Annotated in this window: 21 protein-coding genes, 1 tRNA gene and 1 riboswitch; of the genes, 3 read left to right on the forward strand and 19 right to left on the reverse strand. The window is 73.8% G+C overall.

The window, feature by feature from the left end; all coding sequences use genetic code 11:
• A partial coding sequence (locus ABEB07_RS10950; RefSeq protein ID WP_345668093.1) for a CHAT domain-containing protein occupies positions 1-1,634 on the forward strand: 1,634 nt, incomplete at its 5' end.
• A gap of 75 nt (positions 1,635-1,709) precedes the next feature.
• On the opposite strand, the gene ABEB07_RS10955 is transcribed toward ABEB07_RS10950, so the two are convergent.
• The 10 genes from ABEB07_RS10955 to ABEB07_RS11000 form a co-directional block, all read right to left on the reverse strand.
• Complete coding sequence (locus tag ABEB07_RS10955; RefSeq protein WP_345668094.1) at positions 1,710-2,837, reverse strand: MsnO8 family LLM class oxidoreductase; 1,128 nt, start codon at positions 2,835-2,837, stop codon at positions 1,710-1,712.
• Between the two features lie 11 nt (positions 2,838-2,848).
• Positions 2,849-3,958 (reverse strand): LLM class flavin-dependent oxidoreductase, encoded by a 1,110-nt coding sequence (locus ABEB07_RS10960; RefSeq protein ID WP_345668095.1) that lies wholly within the window; start codon positions 3,956-3,958, stop codon positions 2,849-2,851.
• Positions 3,955-5,328 carry an NtaA/DmoA family FMN-dependent monooxygenase gene (locus ABEB07_RS10965; protein WP_345668096.1) on the reverse strand — a complete coding sequence of 458 codons (1,374 nt, stop codon included), beginning with the start codon at positions 5,326-5,328 and terminating at the stop codon, positions 3,955-3,957. The genes ABEB07_RS10960 and ABEB07_RS10965 overlap by 4 nt, the downstream gene beginning before the upstream one ends.
• A 20-nt stretch (positions 5,329-5,348) precedes the next feature.
• Positions 5,349-6,554 (reverse strand): LLM class flavin-dependent oxidoreductase, encoded by a 1,206-nt coding sequence (locus tag ABEB07_RS10970; protein WP_164587742.1) that lies wholly within the window; start codon positions 6,552-6,554, stop codon positions 5,349-5,351.
• A 127-nt stretch (positions 6,555-6,681) separates the two neighbouring features.
• On the reverse strand, positions 6,682-7,707 hold the full coding sequence (locus ABEB07_RS10975; protein ID WP_345668097.1) for an ABC transporter substrate-binding protein: 1,026 nt from the start codon (positions 7,705-7,707) through the stop codon (positions 6,682-6,684).
• A 93-nt stretch (positions 7,708-7,800) separates the two neighbouring features.
• Entirely contained in the window at positions 7,801-8,616 is an 816-nt protein-coding gene (locus tag ABEB07_RS10980) for an amino acid ABC transporter ATP-binding protein (protein WP_345668098.1), read from the reverse strand.
• Positions 8,613-9,677, reverse strand: coding sequence for an amino acid ABC transporter permease (locus tag ABEB07_RS10985; RefSeq protein WP_345668099.1), 1,065 nt, complete (start codon positions 9,675-9,677; stop codon positions 8,613-8,615). Before ABEB07_RS10985 ends, ABEB07_RS10980 begins: the two co-directional genes overlap by 4 nt.
• Before the next feature lie 186 nt (positions 9,678-9,863).
• Positions 9,864-10,007, reverse strand: a complete 144-nt coding sequence (locus ABEB07_RS10990; protein ID WP_176151360.1) for a hypothetical protein — start codon at positions 10,005-10,007, stop codon at positions 9,864-9,866.
• Positions 10,008-10,041: 34 nt separating this feature from the next.
• Positions 10,042-10,151: riboswitch (SAM riboswitch) on the reverse strand.
• Between the two features lie 76 nt (positions 10,152-10,227).
• On the reverse strand, positions 10,228-11,112 hold the full coding sequence (locus tag ABEB07_RS10995; RefSeq protein ID WP_345668101.1) for a glutathione S-transferase C-terminal domain-containing protein: 885 nt from the start codon (positions 11,110-11,112) through the stop codon (positions 10,228-10,230).
• A 95-nt stretch (positions 11,113-11,207) separates the two neighbouring features.
• Entirely contained in the window at positions 11,208-11,351 is a 144-nt protein-coding gene (locus ABEB07_RS11000) for a putative leader peptide (RefSeq protein WP_176151358.1), read from the reverse strand.
• A 169-nt stretch (positions 11,352-11,520) separates the two neighbouring features.
• Here ABEB07_RS11000 and ABEB07_RS11005 point away from each other — a divergent pair, with 169 nt between their 5' ends.
• On the forward strand, positions 11,521-11,802 hold the full coding sequence (locus ABEB07_RS11005) for a hypothetical protein (RefSeq protein WP_345668102.1): 282 nt from the start codon (positions 11,521-11,523) through the stop codon (positions 11,800-11,802).
• A 78-nt stretch (positions 11,803-11,880) separates the two neighbouring features.
• On the opposite strand, the gene ABEB07_RS11010 is transcribed toward ABEB07_RS11005, so the two are convergent.
• From ABEB07_RS11010 to ABEB07_RS11040, 7 genes are all read right to left on the reverse strand, one after another.
• Positions 11,881-12,843, reverse strand: coding sequence for a hypothetical protein (locus tag ABEB07_RS11010; protein WP_345668103.1), 963 nt, complete (start codon positions 12,841-12,843; stop codon positions 11,881-11,883).
• Between the two features lie 694 nt (positions 12,844-13,537).
• Positions 13,538-13,678 carry a hypothetical protein gene (locus ABEB07_RS11015; protein WP_345668104.1) on the reverse strand — a complete coding sequence of 47 codons (141 nt, stop codon included), beginning with the start codon at positions 13,676-13,678 and terminating at the stop codon, positions 13,538-13,540.
• 29 nt (positions 13,679-13,707) lie between these two features.
• Entirely contained in the window at positions 13,708-13,842 is a 135-nt protein-coding gene (locus ABEB07_RS11020; RefSeq protein ID WP_345668105.1) for a hypothetical protein, read from the reverse strand.
• A gap of 195 nt (positions 13,843-14,037) precedes the next feature.
• Positions 14,038-15,045, reverse strand: coding sequence for an AraC family transcriptional regulator (locus tag ABEB07_RS11025; protein WP_345668106.1), 1,008 nt, complete (start codon positions 15,043-15,045; stop codon positions 14,038-14,040).
• 430 nt (positions 15,046-15,475) lie between these two features.
• A tRNA-Pro gene (locus ABEB07_RS11030) sits at positions 15,476-15,549 on the reverse strand.
• Between the two features lie 120 nt (positions 15,550-15,669).
• A complete protein-coding gene (locus tag ABEB07_RS11035; protein WP_164583296.1) occupies positions 15,670-16,197 on the reverse strand; it encodes a MarR family winged helix-turn-helix transcriptional regulator in 528 nt (175 codons plus the stop codon).
• 274 nt (positions 16,198-16,471) lie between these two features.
• The gene (locus ABEB07_RS11040) at positions 16,472-16,984 is read right to left on the reverse strand and encodes a hypothetical protein (RefSeq protein ID WP_164583297.1); all 513 of its coding nucleotides are present in this window, start codon (positions 16,982-16,984) and stop codon (positions 16,472-16,474) included.
• Between the two features lie 200 nt (positions 16,985-17,184).
• Here ABEB07_RS11040 and ABEB07_RS11045 point away from each other — a divergent pair, with 200 nt between their 5' ends.
• Positions 17,185-17,529, forward strand: a complete 345-nt coding sequence (locus tag ABEB07_RS11045; RefSeq protein ID WP_164583298.1) for a cupin domain-containing protein — start codon at positions 17,185-17,187, stop codon at positions 17,527-17,529.
• A gap of 381 nt (positions 17,530-17,910) precedes the next feature.
• On the opposite strand, the gene ABEB07_RS11050 is transcribed toward ABEB07_RS11045, so the two are convergent.
• Both ABEB07_RS11050 and ABEB07_RS11055 read right to left on the reverse strand, forming a co-directional pair.
• Positions 17,911-18,516, reverse strand: coding sequence for a GOLPH3/VPS74 family protein (locus tag ABEB07_RS11050; RefSeq protein WP_176151346.1), 606 nt, complete (start codon positions 18,514-18,516; stop codon positions 17,911-17,913).
• 165 nt (positions 18,517-18,681) lie between these two features.
• The gene (locus ABEB07_RS11055) at positions 18,682-19,584 is read right to left on the reverse strand and encodes a sugar phosphate isomerase/epimerase family protein (protein WP_176151345.1); all 903 of its coding nucleotides are present in this window, start codon (positions 19,582-19,584) and stop codon (positions 18,682-18,684) included.
• Positions 19,585-19,702: the final 118 nt, after the last annotated feature.

Below are 19,702 nucleotides of genomic sequence, written 5' to 3' on the forward strand. Positions count from 1 at the left end.
CGCGGGCCGCAGCCGGGCGCCGTTCGGGGCGGCTGATCGCCCTGGTCGCCGCCCTGGCCGAGGAGCTGGCCGCGTTCGGGTCGCCGGCCGCGCCGGAGGCGGCGTTGCTCGCGGGCCGGATCGCGCTCGCGCTGGGCCGGCCCGCGCAGGCGGAACGGCATCTGGCCGAGGCCGCCCGCAGCCGGCACGGCGGGCCGCCGCTGGCCCGCACGACGGGCTGGGCGGCGCAGGCGCTGCGGGCGCGGGCGGCGGGCTCGGGCCGGGGGGTGCTTCAGGCGTGCCGGCGCGGTCTGGACGTGCTGGACGAGCACCGGATGACGCTGGGCGCCTCGGAGCTGCGGGCCCGGGCGGCCGCGCAGGGCGCCGAGCTGGCGGCGCTGGCGCAGGAGGCGGCGGTCGCCTCGGGCCGGCCGCGGCGGCTGCTGGTGTGGAGCGAGCGGTGGCGGGCGACGGTGCTGTCCGCGCCGCCCGCCCGGCCGCCGGCCGATCCCGCGCTGCTGAGCGCGCTGACGGCGTTCCGGGAGATCGCCGCCCGTGCGGAGGCCGCCCGCCGGGACGGGCCGCCGGTGGTGGCGCTGGAGCGCGAACAGCGGCGTCTTGAGCGGGAGATCCGCTCGCGCACGCTGCGGCTGGACGGGGCCGCGCCGGGCGGCGGCGACCGGTTCGAGCCGGGCCGGCTGCTGGACCGGCTCGGCGAATCCCGGCTGGTCGAACTCGCCGTGCTGGAGGGGCGGGTGCAGGTGCTGGTGTGCGGGCGGGGGCGGGTGCGGCGGTTCACGGCCGGGCGGCTGGCCGACGCGGTGCTGGAGGCCGAGCACGTGCAGGCGGGGCTGCGGCGGCTGGCGCATCCGGGTGCGGCGGCCCGGCTGCCGCTGGTGGAGGCGGCGGGCCGGCGGCTGGAGGAGCTGCTGCTCGGGCCGGCGGTACGGGAGTTGGGCGACGGGCCGGTCGTGGTGGTGCCGCCGGGTTCGCTGCACCGGGTGCCGTGGGCGCTGCTGCCGTCGCTGCGGGAGCGGGTGCTGAGCGTGTCGCCGTCGGCGAGCAGCTGGCTGCGGGCCCGGGAGACCGAACCGCCGCCCTCGGGGCGCCGGGTGCTGGTGCGCGGCCCGGGGCTGGCGACCGGCGGCGCGGAGGTGCCGGAGCTGGCCGGCCGGTACGGCGCCCCGGTCGTCCTGGAGGGAGAGCGCGCTCATGCCGCGCGGGTGCTGCGGGAGCTGGACGGGGCGGCGCTCGCGCACATCGCGGCGCACGGCGTCTTCCGCGCGGACAGTCCGCTGTTCTCGTCGCTGGGCATGGCGGACGGTCCGCTGATCGTGCACGACTTCGAGCGCCTGGCCCGCAGCCCGTACCGGCTCATCCTGTCCTGCTGCGACACCGCCCGGTTCGCGTCGGTGGGCGCGGACGAACTCCTCGGTCTGGTCACGGCGTTGCTGCCGCTGGGCACGGCCGGGGTGGTGGCGTGCAGCGCGCCGGTCAACGACGCGGCGGTGGTGCCGCTGATGCTGGCCCTGCACCGGGGGATCGCCGCGGGGCGGTCGCTGGCCGAGGCGCTGCGCGACGCCCGGGCCGCGCTGCCGGACGACGCGACGCACCGGGCGACGGGCTGGGCCTTCACGGCCTTCGGCGCGGCCTGAACCGTCCGCCGGCGCTCCCGTGCCCCGGCGCCCGGGCGGGCGCGAACGCCGGATCGCGGCCCGCCCGGGGGTCCGTCACCGCTGCCGCCACTCCTTGGCCAGGAGTTCGTAGGACCGCACCCGGGAGGCGTGGTCGTGGGTGATGGTGGTGATGAGGAGTTCGTCGGCGCCGGTCGCGTCGCGCAGTTGCTCCAGCTGGTCGGCGACGCGGCCCGGGGAGCCCACGAACTGGGTGTCGACGCGGTCCTTGACCAGCTCCCGGTCCTCCTGGCTCCACCGGTGGGCGCGCGCCTCCTCGGGCGTCGGGAACGGGATGGCGCCCTCGGCGGTGCGGATGCTGCGCACCCACAGCGCGTAGCCGGTGGCCAGTTCCCGGGCCGTCGCGTCGTCCTCGGCGACGACCACGTCGGCCGAGACGCTGACGTAGGGCTTGTCGAGGTGGTCGGAGGGCCGGAAGTGTGCGCGGTAGCCGTCCACCGCCTCCAGGACGCCGGCCGGGCTGACGTGGTAGTTGGCGGCGAAGCGCAGGCCGCGGCGGCCCGCGACCCGCGCGCTCTGCCCGCCGCTGCTGCCCAGGATCCACACCTCGACTTCGGCGCCCTCGCCGGGGACGGCGTGCGCCTCGACGCCCTCCGGGGAGCGGTAGCCGCCCGCGAGCAGGGCGAGCAGGTCGTCGATCTGTCCGGCGTAGTCCGGGGACTCGGCGCCCGGCAGCTGGAGCAGTGCGCGCTGGAGGGCGATCCGGGGTGAGGCGAGGAGGCGTTCGAAGGAGAACGGGGGCGGGATGAGCAGGCCGTTGGGGGCGCGGCCGTCGACGACCGGGGTGGCGGTCGCCGGGGCCTCCTGCCGCCCGGCCGGGCGGCCGCCCGAGCGGCCGAGTCCCAGGTCGAGGCGGCCCGGGTGCAGCGCGTCGATCAGGCCGAACTCCTCGACCGCGGAGAGCGCGGTGCGGTGGCCGAGCTGTACGGCGCCGGAGCCGAGCCGGATGGTGGAGGTGGCGGCGGCGGTCAGCGCGACCAGGACCGCGGGCGAGGTGCCGGCCACGCCCGGGTTGAGGTGGTGCTCGGCGAACCAGTGGCGGGCGTAGCCGAGGCGTTCGGCCTGCCGGGCGAGGTCGATGGAGTTGCGCAGGGCGTCGCCGGCCGTGGCGCCGGACGGTATCGGCACCAGGTCGAGGATGCCGAGAGGGGTGCGGAAGGACATCGCGAGGCTCCTCAGCGGACGGCGGCGGACAGGGACGCGGGCTCGCCCGCGGGGACCTGGGGGCCGGCGAGCACCGGGCCCCAGGCGAACGGCGGGTCGGGGATCGCGGTGCGCAGGGCGGGCGCGACCTCGCTCTGGAACCGCTCCAGCGAGTCCCGGTGCCGGGCGTCGGTCAGTCCGCTCGCGTCCGCCTGCACGTGCTGCACGGTGTGGCCGAACTCCTCGTGGTAGCGGTGCACCTTCTCGATCACCTGCTGCGGGCTGCCGATCAGCGCCGAGCTGCGTTCCGCGAAGTCCTCCAGGGTCTCGAAGACGACGGGCAGGCCGTTGGCGCGCTGGAAGGCCAGGGAGCTCTCGAAGACGGGCCGGTAGTCCTTCAGGGCCTCCTGGGAGGTGCGGGCGACGTAGAGGCCCGCCGAGCCCGCGCCGACGGCGACGGCGGCCGGATCGTGGCCGTAGTGCTCCCAGCGCTCGCGGTAGTGGCGGATCAGCTCGGCGTAGGGCTCGATGGGATGGGTGACGTTCGCGGAGAACAGCGGGTCGCCGTAGCGGGCGGCGAGGTCGACGCTCTCCTTGCTGGTGGCGCTGCCGTGCCAGACCCGGACGGGCTGCTGGTGGGGGCGGGGCCAGACCTCGGCGTCGGTCAGTTCGGGCCGGAAGCGGGTCTTGGCGGTGACCTTGTCCTGCCGCCACAGCCGCCGGAACACCTCGTAGCTCTCGGCGTTGCGCTCCCACTGGTCCTCGGGCGTGACGTGGAACAGGTCGCGCTGGGCGGTGCCGTTGCCCTTGCCGATGATCAGGTCGAGGCGTCCGCCGGAGAGGTGGTCGAGGGTCGCGTAGTCCTCGTAGGCGCGGACCGGGTCCAGCAGGCTGAGGGTGGTGACGGCGGTGAACAGCCGGATGCGCCGGGTGAGGGCGGCGATGTGGCTGAGCACCACGGTCGGCGAGGAGGAGAGGAAGGGCCGCTCGTGCCGCTCCCCCACGCCGAAGCCGTCGAAGCCGAGTTCCTCGGCGAGCACCGCGTTGTCGAGGACTTCCCGGAAGCGGTCGTGGGTGGACTTGAGGACGCCCGTGACGGGGTCCGGGCGGTGCACGATCAGGGTGATGGCGAGGAACTTCACGACGCCACCCGCCGCTGGTCCGCCTCGTCCGGGTGGGCGAGTCCGAGGTGGTCGCGCAGGGTCGTGCCCTCGTAGTCGGTGCGGAAGACGCCCTGTTCCTGGAGGAGCGGGACGACCTTGTCGGCGAACGGGTCGAGGCCGCCGGGGGTGATGTGCGGGACGAGGATGAACCCGTCGGAGACATCGCCCTGGACGAACTCGTTGATGGTCCTGGCGACGGTGGCGGGCGAGCCGACGAAGGTCTGCCGGTTGCCGGTGTGGATGACCAGGTCGCGGATGGACCAGTGGTGGGCGGCGGCCAGTTCGCGCCACTCGCGGGCGGTGGCCAGCCGGTCCCGGTACATGCGGACCTGGGCGCGGCCGCGCGCGATGTGGTCCTCGCCGGTGTCCGGGTCGATGTCGGGCAGCGGGCCCTCCGGGTCGTACGAGGACAGGTCCCGGTTCCAGACGAACTCCAGGTGCTTGATCGCGGTGGCGCCGCTGACCTGCTGCCGGCGCACCTGGCCCGCGAGTTCCTCGGCCTCGGCGTCGGTGTCGCCGAGGACGAAGGTCGCGGCGGGCAGGATGAGCAACTGGTCTTTTCCGCGGCCGTACTTGGCCAGGCGCTTCTTGACGTCGTCGTAGAAGGCGCGGCCGTCGTCCCAGGAGGCGTAGCGGCTGAAGATGGCGTCGGCGCCGGCCGCGGCGAACTCGCGGCCCTCCTCGGAGTCGCCGGCCTGGAAGATCACCGGCCGGCCCTGCGGCGAGCGCGGGACGTCGAACCGGCCGTGGATGTCGAACTGGGGCCCCTGGTGGACGAACGCGCCGGCCTTGGCGTCGCGCAGGAAGGTGCCGGTGACGGGGTCGGCGACGATCTCGTCGCCGTGCCAGGAGTCGAAGAGTTCGTGCGCGGTGGCCAGGAACTCCTTGGCGCGCGCGTAGCGCTCCTCCTGCGGCAGGAAGCCGCCGCGCCGGAAGTTCTCGCCGGTGAAGGCGTCCCAGGAGGTGACGACGTTCCAGGCGGAGCGGCCGCCGGAGAGGTGGTCGAGGCTGGCGAACTGGCGGGCCACCTCGTAGGGCTCGTTGAAGGTGGAGTTGATGGTGCCGGTCAGGCCGAGGCGGTCGGTGACGGCGGCCAGGGCGGCCAGGACCGTGAAGGTGTCGGGGCGGCCGACCACGTCCAGGTCGTATATCTGGCCGCCCTGTTCGCGCAGGCGCAGGCCCTCGGCGAGGAACAGGAAGTCGAACTTGGCGCGTTCGGCGGTGCGCGCGAAGTGGGCGAAGGAGGCGAACTCGATGTGGCTGCCGGCGGCTGGGTCGCTCCACACCGTGGTGTTGTTGACGCCGGGGAAGTGGGCGGCCAGGTGGATCTGCTTGAGCGGCTTGCTCATGGTGGTGGCTCTCCTGCGGCTCAGACGGTGGCGGCGTAGCGGTTGGCGGGGCGGGCCAGGCCCAGCAGGCCGCGCAGGGTGTCGGCCTCGTAGGCCCGGCGGAAGGCGCCGCGGCGCTGGAGTTCGGGCACCAGGTCGCGGGTGACGGCCGGCAGGTCGTGCCCGGCGACGGCCGGCCGCAGCCTGAACCCGGTCAGTCCGGCCGCCGCGAACTCTTGAAGCCGGTCGGCCAGTTGTGCGGCCGTGCCGGTGAAGACGGGGGCGTCGCCGGTGTACGGCTCGCCGGCCAGCTCGTCCAGCCGGTCGAGGCGGGCCCGCGCCGCGGCGGCGTCCTGGTCGAGGAGGACGACGAGGTCGCCGAAGACGTGCAGCGGCTCACCCGCCCGGCCCGCCGTCTCCTGCCCGGCGCGGATCTCGGCGACGATCGAGCGGGCCTCGTCGGCGTCCCGCGGGGTGACGTAGCCGATGTCGGCCTGCCGCGCCACCAGCCGGTAGGGAACGGTGTCGTGGGCCAGGGCGCTGACGGGCGGCTGGCCCTGCGGCGGGCGGGGGGTGATGGAGGGGCCCTTGACGTGGAAGTGGCGGCCCTCGAAGTCGATGTAGTGGAGTTTGCCGCGGTCGATGAAGCGGCCGGTGGCCACGTCGCGGATCTCGGCGTCGTCCTCCCAGCTGTCCCACAGCCGGCGGACGACCTCCACGTAGTCGGCGGCCTCCTCGAACAGCTCGGTCACCGTCTCCCGGGCCGCGGGCAGGTCGTCCGGGTCGATGTGCGCGACGGTGCGGCGGCCGAAGTGCGCGGCCTCGTCCGGGCGGGCGTCGACCCGCACCCGCACTCCGGCGCGGCCGGAGCTGACGTAGTCGAGGGTGGCGATCGCCTTGGAGATGTGGAAGGGCTCGGTGTGGGTGGCGACGACGGTCGGCACCAGGCCGATGTGCCGGGTCAGCGGGGCGACGCGGGCGGCGGTCAGGACGGCGTCGAGGCGGCCGCGGACCTGGTCGGTGCGCTCGTCGGGTGCGAAGGGGTGCGAGGACTGGAGGCCGAGGCCATCCTCGAAGGTCACGAAGTCGAGCAGGCCGCGCTCGGCCTCGGTGACCAGGTCGGCCCAGTACCCGGCGGTGAACAGCTCGCGGGGGCGCGAGACGGCCTCCCGCCAGGCGGCGGGGTGCCAGCCGGCGCCGTCGAGGGCCACGGCGAGGTGGAGATGCGCGGAAGGGTTCGAGGACACGGGTGGGTTGTTCCTTCCTTCGGGTCCGTACGGGGGCGCCGGCCCGGCCGCTTCGGGTGGCGCGGGCCGGGCGCGGCGGGGCGGCGCGTCCCCGGCCGTGGCGGGGCCGGGGACGCGCACGCCGGGGTCAGGAGTTGTCGAGCGGCAGGCCGGGCGGGTTGACCTCGGACTTGGCGACGGCCTCGTCGGAGAGGTTCCAGGCGGCCAGCCACTTGGCGTACTGCCCGTTGTCGATCAGGTGGTTGAGGGCGTCGGCGACCGGCTTGGCCAGCTTGCTGTCCTTCTTGGCGGTGGCGGCGATCAGGCCCTGGAGCGAGGCGCCGGCGCCGGAGAACTCGCCGGCCGTGCGGGTGGCGCGCGGCGTGGCGGCGACTTGCCGGGTGTGGTAGGCGATGTCGGGGTTGGGGCCGAAGTAGATGTCGATCCTGCCGCCGGCCAGGGCCAGATAGGTGCTGTTCAGGTCCGGGTAGCGCTTGACGGTGAGCTTCTTGCCCTCCTTGGCGAGCTTGGCCTGCCACTCCAGCAGGATCTTCTCCTGGTTGGTGCCCGAGCCGACGGCGACGGTGCGGCCGGCGAGCTTCTCGTAGTCGCCGCCGAAGTTCCAGGTGCTCTTCCTGGGCACCTCGAAGCCGAGGTTGTCCTTGCGGTAGGAGGCGAACTCGTACTTCTTCTTGCGCTCCTCGGTGTCGGTGACGTTGGAGAAGGCGACATCGACCTTGCCGCTGTCGACGCCGACGAAGAGGTTCTCCCAGGTGGAGTTGCGCAGTTCGGGTTCGAGGCCGAGGACGGCGGCGACCAGCCGGCCGAGGTCGGCCTCGGAGCCGGTCAGGGTCTTCTGGTCGCTGCCCACGTACGCCAGCGGCGGCGAGCCGGAGGGCAGCGCGCTGACGCCGATGACGAGCTTGCCTCTCTTGCGTATCGCGGCGGGCAGTTCGGCGTTGAGGGCCTTGACCTCGGAGACCTTCAACGTGGTCTGCCGCGCGGCCCCGTTGGACAGCCGGCCCACGGTGACCGTGCCGTCCGCCGCGCTGCCCGCGGTGGTGGCCGCGTCGCTGTCACCGCCGCAGGCGGCGAGGGAGAGGGCCAGGGAGGCGACGGCGGCGACGGCGGTGAGGTGGCGCGGGAACCGGCCGGGGAGGCGGGAGGTGGGCATGGCTGTCCTTGTCGGGTGTGGCGGTGGGGCGTGGGGGGGCGCGGACCCGGCGGGCCGCGGTGGGGCGGTGGGTGCGGGAAGTGCGGAGGGGGGTCAGAGGACCTTGCTCAGGAAGTCCCGGGTGCGCGGGTGGCTCGGGTTGTCCAGCACCTGGGCGGGCGGGCCCTGTTCGACGACGCGGCCGCCGTCGAGGAAGACGATCCGGTCGGCGACCTCGCGGGCGAAGCCGATCTCGTGCGTGACGATGACGAGGGTGGTGCCGCCGGCCGCCAGGTCCTTGATGACGGACAGCACCTCGCCGACGAGTTCGGGGTCGAGGGCGGAGGTCGGCTCGTCGAACAGGATCACGCCGGGGCGCAGCGCGAGGGCGCGGGCGATGGCCACGCGCTGCTGCTGGCCGCCGGACAGCTGCCTCGGGTAGGCGCCGGCTCGGTCGCCGAGACCGACGCGGTCGAGCAGCTCGCGGGCGAGTTCCCGGGCCGCGCCGCGGCTGAGGCGGCCGGTGGCGACGGGCGCGGCGGCGACGTTGTCCAGGGCGGTCAGGTGCGGGAAGAGGTTGAAGTTCTGGAAGACGAAGCCGATGCGGCTGCGCTGGGCGAGGATGGCCCGCTCGCTCAGCTCCTTCAGCCCCTTGCCGTGACGGCGTACGCCGATGGGCTCGCCGCCCACGCTGACGTGGCCGGCCTCGGGCTTCTCCAGGTGGTTGATGACCCGCAGCAGGGTGGACTTGCCGGAGCCGGAGGGGCCGAGGATCACGGTGACCTCGCCGGGCCGGATCGTCAGGTCGATGCCGTCCAGCACGTGGTGGGCGCCGTACCACTTGTGCACGCCGTGCACCTCGACGGCGGCCGGGGCGGCGCTCTGCGCGCCGGGGACGGGGGTGCCAGGGGTGTCGAGTGGGGTGCTCATATCGCGGCCTCGCTGTGCAGGCGGGCGCGCGCCGTGGTGAGGGCGCCGCGCAGTCTCTGAAGGGGGGTGGGCGGCAGCGCCCGGGTGGCGCCGCGGGCGTAGTACCGCTCGACGTAGTACTGGACGACGGAGAAGAGGCTGGTGAGGATCAGGTACCAGACGGTGACCACCAGCAGCAGCGGCACGATGTCGCCGGGGTAGGTGGCGCCCATGGTCTGGGCGGCGCCGAACAGGTCGAGCAGTGAGACGTAGAAGACGAGCGAGGTGCTCTTGACCAGGCCGATGAGCTGGTTGACGTAGTTGGGCACGATGGAGCGCAGGGCCTGCGGCAGGACGATGCGGGTGAAGCGGTAGCCGCGGGGCAGGCCGAGCGCGGCGGCGGCCTCGTGCTGGCCCTGGTCGACGGAGAGGACGCCGCCGCGCACGACCTCGGCGGCGTAGGCGGCCTCGTTGAGGCTGAGTCCGACGACGGCGATGGCCATGTCGGTGGCCAGGCGTGACTCGTCGAAGCGGAAGAAGGCCGGGCCGAAGGGGATGCCGACGCTGAGCGTCTGGTAGAGCGCGGAGAAGTTGTAGAGGAAGATCAGGACGACGATCAGCGGGATGGACCGGAACGCCCACACGTAGAGCCAGCCGGCCGCGCGCAGGACGGGGCTGCGGGAGAGCCGGGCCAGGGCGAGCAGGATGCCGCCGAGCAGGCCCAGTACGGCGCTGAGGGCGGTGACCTCCAGGGTGATGACGAGGCCGTCCAGGATGGTCGGGCGGGTGAACCAGTAGGCGAAGCGGTCCCATTGGTAGAACTCGTTGGTCGCCAGGCCGTGCACGAACTGGGCGGCCAGCACCAGCACGACGGCGCTGGCGATCCACCGGCCGGGGCGGCGCAGCGGCTGTACGCGCTGGGTCTGCGACGGCGGGGCGGTTCTCGCGGCCTCGGCGGTCCGGGCCTCGGCGGCTCCGGCGCCGGGTGCGGCGTCGGCGGGTCCGTCGGAGGACGGGGCGGGGGTCTCGGGGGTCTTGGCTGCGGTGTCGAGGGACGCGACGGTCCCCGGAGGTTCACTCATGGCGGCTCCAGCGGAGTCGGGGACCCGGGACCCGCCGTGGGCGCGGCGGCCCTCGTGACCGCGAGGACGGGGAGCCGTTCTGCGGACGGGGCGGCACGCGAAGGACGTACGGGACCGGGAGCTGGGCGGACAACGGCACACCGCTCGGGCGGTGTTCGTCGGGGAGCCGGGGGCTGCGGTGGGTCGTCAGCCCCGGCTGCGGCCGGACGCCGTACACAGGGCGCTGTTGACCCGGAGCAGGTCGACGGCGCGGTTGGCGACGAGGAGTTGCGCGGCCGGGGGTACGCAGCCCAGGGGGCGGCGGGTCGCCGTCCGGGGAGCTGCGTACATGTCCGTCACCTGTCACCGTTCCGGCCCCGTGGGGCCTTCGCGCTTACCGAAACGTCGTCCGGTCCGGTCGTCACCTGGGGCACCCCACCGCGGCGCGAGGGTTGCCGGTCAGCGAGCCAGGGCTTGTCGCTGACGCTCATGACCGTTCTGGGCGTAAGTAAGTCAGGCGCCCTCATGGAAGTCAACGCTTGTCCATCCAGTGGAACGCCGAATGAGACGATCAGGGCCGGTGGGCGGGTCGGGCGCCGTCGGCGTGGGCGGCCCAGTCCAGGATCTGGACGGCCGAGCCGGCGGCCTCCAGGCCCCGGCAGCCGGCGTGGTGCCGGCGGGCGATGCCGTCGAGGTCGAGGTGGGCGCCGAAGGCGGGGTGCGCGGTGAGCCGGCGGGCGTGCGCCCACAGGGCCGGGTGGTCGGCGACGCGGTGCACGGCGTGGGCGTCGAGGTGGTGGCGGTGCACGGTGTCGAGCTGCACCAGCGCGACCCACAACACCACGTCTGCGACGCTGAGTTGATCGCCCATCACATGGTCGTGGCCGGTGAGCCGGCGGTCCAGTTCGCCCAGTGCGGCGAGCAGCGTCTCCAGTGCCTCGGCGCGCTCCTCCGGTTCGGCGTCGGCCCGGCCGGCCCGCTGGGCGGCCTCGTCGATGTCCCGCGCGCACAGCCGCTCCACGTCCCGGAGCGCGGCCTCGGCGGCACGCGGGTACAGCGCGGCCCGGCCGTCGCCGAAGTGCTCGTCCAGGTCGCGCATGATGTCGGGGGCGTGGGTGCTGACGATCCGTCCGGACCAGTCGTCGCTGAGCACCGGCGCGAGGGCCGGCCCCTGGTAGTGGTGCGCGCTCGCCTCGTACAGCGGACGCAGCGCCGCGTGGCCGTCGGGACAGTCGGGGACGGCGGGCAGGAAGGTCACCGGACAGGTGTCGCCGATGCTCAGGAGGCTGTGCGTGACGGCGATGGCCAGCCCCTGCGGGCAGGCGGTGGACAGGTGGAGGCGGTAGCGGCGCGGCACGGCGTAGTGGCCGCTGCGCCGGTCGCGGCCGATGCGGCCCCGGAAGGCGACGGCGGGCCGGGTGGCGGGGTGGGCGGCGGCCTGCGGTGTGACGGACATGGGTCTCCCCGGGTACGGGCGCGCCGGAGCGCGCGCTGCGGAAGCGATGACGAAGTCGTGACGGCCGCGGCGGCGGGGCGGGCGGCCCCCCGCGCTCAGCCCAGCGGGCCGATGGCGCTGCAGACGCGCTGCAGGTCGATGTGGCGGCGGGAGGTGAGGAGGGGGGAGGTGCGGGGGGACGCGGGCCGCGCCGTGCGGCTGCGGCTCGCACGGCCGGTGACCGGCTCAAGGCGCCCCATGATTCCCTACCTGTTCACTAGGATTCCCTACTGGAGTGTCATGCCGCCCGATGTCCCCGTCAAGAGGAGGGACGAGGTCTGGTCCGGCGGGACGGCTTGGGCATCGGGGCGGGTGGCACGTCCGGCGGGACGGCTTGAGCATCGGGGCGGGTGGCACGTCCGGCGGGGTGTGCGCGGCAAGGACGAGATCCTGCTCGGGCCGGCGGAGCGGCTGCGGGCGGAGGCCCTGGACGGCTTCGCGCCGGCGGTCGCCCGGCGGGAGACCCTTGCGTCGCCGGCGCGCCGGGTGCGCACGGCCTGGCTCGCCCGCCCCCGGATCGCGCTGCTCGTCGCCTCCCGGGGCTCCCGGCGCTCCGCCGAGTTACGCGGCGCGGACGCGGCCATCGGCGCGCCGCGGCAGGCGGGTCTCGGCGGCCGGGACGCGGCGCGCCCGAATACCCAGGCGCCGTGAGCGACGACGGGACCGTGAGCCACGCGACCGCACACGCCGAGAAGCAGGCCGAGGGTCACGGCGTGCCAATTCGCCCCTCTACCGCAGCGAGGGATGCGATTCCTGGCGTGTGGTCCACAGCTCCGGGTCCAGTATCTTGGCGCCGTTTGCCATCCGTACGCCGGCGACGAGACCTGTGAGCCCTGCGGCCGCGCCCAGGCCGATGCCTACGCCGAAGGGGACCGCTCCGACGAGGTAGGGGATGGTCAGGAGCGCCGCGGCGGCGGCGTAGAGCAGGCTGACGCCGTGTGCCGCTGGGAGGAAACGGGACGGCGAGGAGAGCACCTCGGCGGAGAGGGTGGGGTCGGTTTCGCGTGCGGGTGCGAGCTCGCCGCGCAGCCACGTCGTCCAGTCGTCCTGCCGGGTGTGCCCCCACACGACGTGCCCGGTGTCGGTGACGAAGGCCGCGGCGACATGGCGATCCTTGTCCGTGCCCGCGAGGTCCTTCCATCGGCTGGGCCAGCACAGCCATCCGCTGTGTCCGGCCAGTTCGGCGGCGGCGTGGGACAGGTGCTTGTCGCCGAGGTTGATCCGGAAGCTGTCGCCACGCATGGAGGCGAGGCGCACGGTCGGGCGCACCGCGGGCCCGCCGTCCTCGCTCTCGGGCGACAGCTCGGCATAGTAGGAGTCGATGGTGCTGATGTCGCCCGTGCCGGTGCCGGTGGGCCGGCGGTACTGCTCACGGACCGCGTCGCCGAACCGGGCCCGCACCGCGTACACGCGGCCTGCCGCGGCGTCGGCCCGCAGAACCTTCTGTCCGGGGCCCAGTCGTGAGGTGACCAGCGCGAGGGCGTAGCAGGAGAGCACAAGGGCGAAGAGGGCGGTCAGCGCACACCAGAGGCCGCCGAGGGACGACCCCGAGCCGTGCTGAGCCGCCGCACCGGCGACGAACGGGGCCCAGATGACGAGATACGCCATCGCGATGTGCCCCCCGTCGCGCCGTATCGAGCCCAGCGCGGCGGGTATCCCGGCACGGGCGGGGACAGCGGGCAGACGCGTCACGAGAGGCGCGCTCCGCACCGCCAGAACCCAACAGCCGGCCAGCAGACCGCTCACCGCCAACGGGACGAGAACCTCCCAACGCGCCCCGTCCGCGTCCCTTGGGACGAGTGCGCTCCCGTAGACGACAGCCATGGCCCCGAGCGCCGCGGCGCCCAAGCCCTTCGAGAGTGAAGTGGAACGGTGCCTCATGCGAACTCCCCCTGCTGACGGCCCACTTGTACACCGCAGACCTTCTTCGTCTCGGGGGAAGACTACGTGTATCACCGTCCGGCGCGGCGCTGCGGTCACTTCACCACCGGCCCGACCCGGCTTTCTCTTTGACCTGGTCATTACGTACGATCACCAGGTCAAAGCCGCCGCGCGCCTCGGGAGTTGGAGGATCCGGTACCGACTCCTCCGCGTCCGCGCGCGTCATCGATAGCAGCGTCCCCGGCACATCCCCCATTCGAAGAGCTCCCGGTCCGACCTCTTCTCCGCTGTCGATCTGCCGAGGGGCACGCGCGACCTACGCCGCGACCCCGTCACCGGGAACCGCGGCGCAGGGCTGCCCCGTCAGGCCCGCCGCACGCGCTGACCTGCCGTCACTCCCCTGTGGTGACGGCAGGTCAGCGCGCGGCCGGCCGCCTCAACGCGCCCGGCATCCGCGTGGTTGTTCTCCGCGCGGTCCAGCGGGTCGCGGCCGCGCACGAGAGGATCAGTCCGTCAGCGGTCCAGGCGCCGACGTCAGCTTGAGGCACCGCTGATTGCCGGCGGAGGTCCGCCATGCCCACTGCAGGGCATCACGGGTGTTCGGCCCATACACATCGTCAGCCGTCAGTCCCAGGCTCGACTGCACGCGCTTGAGCGCCGCCTCGGTCGCCGCACCTACCCGGCCTTGTCGTAGTACGTCGTCCGGTCCGTGCAGCCGCCGGACGCGGCCTGCGCCATGGGACCGGCCGTGATCAGACCGGCCGTGAGCGAGACGAACACTCCGAGGCACGCGAGGGAACGCTTCGTCAAAGGATTGCCCTTCAAAAGAACGAGACACGAGACCGCCAGCGGCGACGCCCGAAACGTAACAGCGCGTACGGGCGAGGCGGCGTCTCGCACAGTGGCAGGAGACGCATCGCGCAGGGAGTGGAGACGCACAGCCAACGCGCGACGCCCCACCAGCGGGACCAGGCCTGGGTCGCCGACACGGCCGCTCCGCCACCGCTAACCACCACCCCCGGCGTTCAGCAGCTCGCGCATCCGGTACTCGAGAGGGGACAACCCGTAGGCGGCACGGAACGACCGGCTGAAATCGGAGGCTCTGGGAATGCCCCAACGGGCCGCGACGGCGTGAACGGGCAGGGCGCGCAACGTCGGATCCGACAGATCGCGGCGGGCCTTCTCCAGCCGCTGGCCGCGGATCCACGCGGCCACCGTCTCACCTTTCGACTGCTGCCCGAAGACGCGGTGCAGGTAGCTGAGCGAGATGTGGTGCGCGGCCGCCACCATGGAGGGCGACAGCTGCGGATCGTGCAGGTTCCGCTGGATGAAACCACGGATACTGGCCGCCAGCGCGCCGAGCCGTGCCTCCTGGGACAACGCCCCCTCCGCGGCCAGTTCTTGCGCCAGCCAGCCCGCCACCAGATTGACAACGGCCGTCCCTACGTGCGGCGCTGCCACGGCTCCCAGCTCCGGGCCGCGCCGGTCCAGTGAGAGAAGGTGCTCGGCGAGCACCCCGGCGGCACCCTCACCGCCGGTGAAGCCACGCCCCTGCACCGCACGCAACTGGTCGGGCGACCACGGCAGCAGGGAGACCGGGAAGTCGAGGCCGATGGCGTCGACGCGCTGGTCACTCGGAGGCACGGTGCCGGACGCGAACGCGCGCAGGTCGAACGGAGACGAGTCGTCGACGACGTGCAGGTGTCCCGGCGTGAAGACCTGGGTCGGTTCCGCACCTCGCGTGAGAGCGAAGCTTCCTTTGAGGAGGAGCGTCACGTGGTATACCTCAGGGTCCGCCCGGCGTGCCATGGCCGCTGTGCTCGTGATCCGCAACCCGGAGAACGACGATCGCAGCAGCGTCACCGGCCCCAGTTGCAAGCGGCGCATGCTGCCCCGGAAGACGTCCTCGCGGTCCGTGCTCACTTCGCACGCCCGGGATTGCCTGACCGCGTGCCTCCACGCCTCGAAACCATCAGCAGCCCGCATGTCCGCCCTGAGGAACATCGCTCCCATCCCCTCCCATCGGCACCTCCGCCGACGGGGTGCGTAACGGCCCCGACCGGCCGGTGCACACCATCGCGCTGCGCCATCATCGGACGTGGCCACGGACGCTCGATGGCCGGGGGTGCCCTCCAGCGCGACCACCACGTGAACGGGCCACGGGCGGCCCGAGGGCTGTCATCGACCAGGAAACCGTTGTGCTGGGCGCATCCGTCCTCTTCCTGGATCTTCACCACGGTCGACGCTGCGATCGAGATCCGTGCACCGACCACCGGCCCCCAGAGCTGGTATCCACTGACCTTCAAAACGTGGTGTCGTAGGGGCTGACTCCTCATGATCCCTGCGGCATGCCGACCGCATGAGGTATGCGCAAGGGCCAAAAACGATCAAGGGCCGGTTTCGGATGCCTCCGAAACCGGCCCTGAACTGCGACTTTCACAAGTCGGGACGACAGGATTTGAACCTGCGACCCCTTGACCCCCAGTCAAGTGCGCTACCAAGCTGCGCCACGTCCCGATGCGTCCTGGCGGTGAACCGCGTGAACGCGCAGGTAAACCTTACCGCACACGGACGAGTACCCCCGCGTGGGCCGCGCTCGGCGGGCGCACCGCCGGGCCGGGCGGGTGCGGTGGTCGTTCAGCGGCCGGTCGGGGCGGGTTCCGCGGCGCCCTCGTGCTCGGGGTCCACGTCCTTGGCGTACGCGACGAAGTCGTCGACCATGCGGTGGAACAGGGTGGCGAGCTGGTGCAGTTCCTCGGCCGACCAGCCGGACAGGGCGACCTCCATGCCGCGGGCGCCGACCTCGCGGATGCGGGCGATGGCGTCCCGGCCCGCCTCGGTGAGCCGGATGCGCTGTGCGCGGCGGTCGTCGGGGTCACGGACCCGGGTGACGTGGCCGGACTTCTCCAGTTGCTGCACCGTCCGGGTGACGTGGGATGCCTCGACGCCGAGGCGGTTGGCCAGCTCGCCGGGCCGCTGCGGCTCGGAGTCGGCGATCTGACGCAGCAGCGCCACGGCCGCGCGGTCCAGCGGCACGCCGGCCAGGCCCATCAGCTTCTCGTGCTGCCGGGCCCGGGTGCTCAGATAGGTGATCCGGGTCAGCGCGCGCTCGATCTCGGCCACCTCGGGCGAGACGGGGCCGGTCGGCGATGATCCAATGGGCATGCGTCCCAGTTTACCATATCGTTGCGTTACTCAAGTAGTTTGCGGGTGCGCAGCGTGTGAGCAGTGCGCCGCCGGCCGTCCCCCTCGGACGGCCGGCGGCGCGGCCGGTGTGCCGCGCGACGGGTCCGGCTCGACCGGGGCGAAGCCCAACCGGGTGCCGTAGTCCGTCAGTTCGCATCACACCTGCGGCGTCACAGGTACCCCGCAGGCCGCTCCTCGCACCACCGCAACGGCACCGCGTTCACCTGGCCGGTACGTCCCGTCCGCGCCGCCGCTACTTGATGATCGCGTTGGCCACGACCACGAACAGTCCCAGCAGGGCGTCCCCCGCACCCGTCGCGAGCGCGATCGTCCAGCGGCGGCCCGCCCATCGGGCCGAGAGCAGACCGAGGGCGAACAGCAGGGCGACGTTGAGCGCGAAGGCCGGGTACTCGACGCCGTCGGCCGGCCACCAGCGCCAGCCCGCGCCCGCCAGGAGCAGGACGGTGGGCAGCATGGCCGCCACCAGCGGCCATTCGGCGGCCAGGGCGCGCAGGACCTGACCGCGGCGGTGCGGGCCGCGGTCGGCGATGTAGTGGGCGTAGCCGTGCGCGAGGGCGGAGGCGAACGCCGTCACCAGCAGCCAGGCGGCGTCGTAGCGGCGGCTGGCGGCGGAGTCGTGGCCGTGGAAGGTGAGCGCGGCGACCATGGCGCTGGCGACCACCGCGCCGTAGACCCCGCCGAACAGCAGGAGGGAGCGGGCGTCGTGCGCGGCCCCCTCGGGGACGGCCGCCGTGGGGTCCGCCATGGGCTGCTCTCCTCGCGGGCGTGGCGTGCGGAGACGGTCCCGTCAACGATCACCCGGGCCGGGCGCGGACGCCACTTCGACGCCTGCGCCGGACCGGCCGTGCACACCCGCGTGCGCGCGACGAAGTGTCCGTCCGGGCGGCCCGCTCCCGCACACTCTGTCCAGGCCGGCGGGGCGGTGGGCGCCGTTAGGGTCGGCGTATGACCGACAGCTTCTCGCTCCATGTGCCCGACGCCGACCTCGTGCCCGAACCGCTCGACCCCGACCAGATCGTTTCCGGGTCGCCCGAAGTGACCGGCAAGGTGGTGCACGAGTCGGCGGACGGCCGCCGGATCCGGGGCATCTGGCAGATCACCCCCGGGGTCGTCACCGACACCGAGGCGGACGAGGTGTTCGTGGTGCTGAGCGGATCGGCCACCATCGAGGTCGACGGCGGCCCCACGCTGCGCGTCGGCCCCGGCGACATGGCCGTGCTGCGCGAGGGCGACCGCACGACGTGGACGGTGCACGAGACGCTCCGCAAGGTGTACGCCATCAACCTCTGACGGGACGTCGGCGCACCGTTCCCGGCGCACCCCGGAGCGCTCCGGCACACCCCGGCACACCCCGGCGCGCGTCGCCGCCGATGGTGCCCCGTGCGGCCCGTGGTGCCCCGCGCGGCCGGGCGTGCGCGGCGCGGCCGGAAGCGTCCGGTCCAGCCGGACGTACGCGGCGCGGCCGGAAGCGTCCGGTCCAGCCGGACGTACGCGGCGCGGCCGGGGGTGTCGGGTGCGGCCGGGCGTACGCGGCGCGGCCGGGGCGTGCGGCGAGCGCCCGGTGTGCGTGACGCGCTCCGGGGTGCGCGGCGAGCGCGGTGGTGCGCGGCGAGCGCCGAGGTACGCGGCGCGCGGCGAGCGCCGAGGTACGCGGCGTGCGGCCGTCTTCGGTTACGCGCCGCGCCAGACGTTCGCGAACGCCGCGTTCTCGATGGCGCGCCGCTGGCGCACCGCCTCCAACTCCATCAGCGCGTCGTGGACGGCGGCCAGGACGGTGAGGGCCGTGTCGTCGGTGACCGCCGGCTCCGCCGGGGTCGGTTCGTCGCGGATCCCGACGGCCGCGGCCAGGGCGACCAGCACCGGTTCGTCCGCCGCCCAGCGGAAGCCGGCCCGCCGCCGTGCCTCGGTGTCGCGCAGCACGGTGCGCCCGCCCCGGAAGGGCAGCCAGCGGCTGCGCTCCCAGGTGACCTGCCCCTCCGCCTCCAGCGCGGCCAGATACGCCGACCACAGGCCGCGCCCGCGCCGCCAGAGCCAGTCCGGCAGCGACTCCCCCGGCGCCTCGCGCACGAGCGCGGCGGCGGCCTCGGCCAGCAGCCGGTCCTCCGGTTCGGGGCACGTCCGGGCTGCGAGACGCTCGCCCTCCAGCCGGACCGCCCCGGCCCGGAGCAGGTCGTATGCCTCCGCGCCGGCCAGGGCGAGCGAGAGGTCGCCGCGGTCCAGGAACCGGCCGGGCGCCACGTCCAGGGCGACGATCATCAAATCCCGCGGTGTGCTCATGGGGCTCCCCGTCGACGGGCGTGTCCGACACTGCGCCGCCGGGCCACCGGCGGGGGACTGGCGCTCGGTTCGCTTACCGGGCCGACTGTAGCGCGGCGAGGTCACGGACGTGTGGCGCGTGTGCGTCGGGCGGCGGCACGGGCCGCGGCCTGCGGGCCGGTCTCCTCACGCCCCGCAGGACCGCAGGAAGCGGCGGGTGCGTACGGCGATGGGCAGGGGCCGGTCCGGGGGGCACGGGTACATGTCCTGCTCGACGATCGCGAACAGGTCCACGCCCAGCCGCTGCGCGGCCACCAGCACCGGTTCCAGCTCCGGTACGCCGGACGGCGGTTCGCACATCACCCCGCGCCGGACCGCCGGCCCGAACGGCAGCCCGTCGGCGACGACGTCGGCGAGGACCGCCGGATCGACCTGCTTGAGGTGCAGGTAGCCGATCCGTTCGCCGTAGGTCTCGATCAGCTTGACGCTGTCGCCGCCGCAGTAGGCATAGTGCCCGGTGTCCAGGCAGAGGTTGACCAGTTCGGAGTCGGTGGAGTCGAGGAAGCGTTCGACGTGGGCCTCGGTATCGAGGTGGGTGTCGGCGTGCGGGTGGACGACGATGTCGAGGCCGTAGGTCTCCTTGACCTCGTGGCCTAGGCGTTCCATGCCCTTGGTCAGGTGGACCCACTGCTCGGCGGTCAGCTCGGGCGGCTCCAGGATCTCGGCCGTCTTGTCGTCGCGCCAGAAGGAGGGGATGACGACCAGGTGCCGTGCGCCCGTCGCCCGGGTGAGGGCGGCGACCCGGGCGACCTGGGCCCAGGTGGACTCCCAGACGGCCGGGCCGTGGTGCAGCGCGGTGAAGACGGTGCCCGCCGAGACCGCGAGGCCCCGCCGGGCGACCTCGTCGGTGAGACGGGCGGGGTCGGTCGGGAGGTAGCCGTAGGGGCCGAGTTCGATCCAGGAGTAGCCGGCCTCGGCGACCTCGTCCAGGAAGCGCCGCCAGGGCACTTGGCGGGGGTCGTCGGCGAACCAGACGCCCCAGGAGTCGGGGGCCGAGCCGACCCGGATGCGGTCGAGGACGGGGGCCATGTCAGCAGTTCCCTTCCGAAGGCGCCGGTACGGGTCCGAGAGCCGCCGCGGCGGCCACGGCGGGGGCGGGCGCACGGGGCGGGAAGAGCGGTCCATCCTTCTCGCGGGCCCGGCGCGC

The sequence above is a fragment of the Streptomyces similanensis genome (genome assembly GCF_039543625.1).
GTDB classification, from domain to species: Bacteria; Actinomycetota; Actinomycetes; order Streptomycetales; family Streptomycetaceae; genus Streptomyces; species Streptomyces similanensis.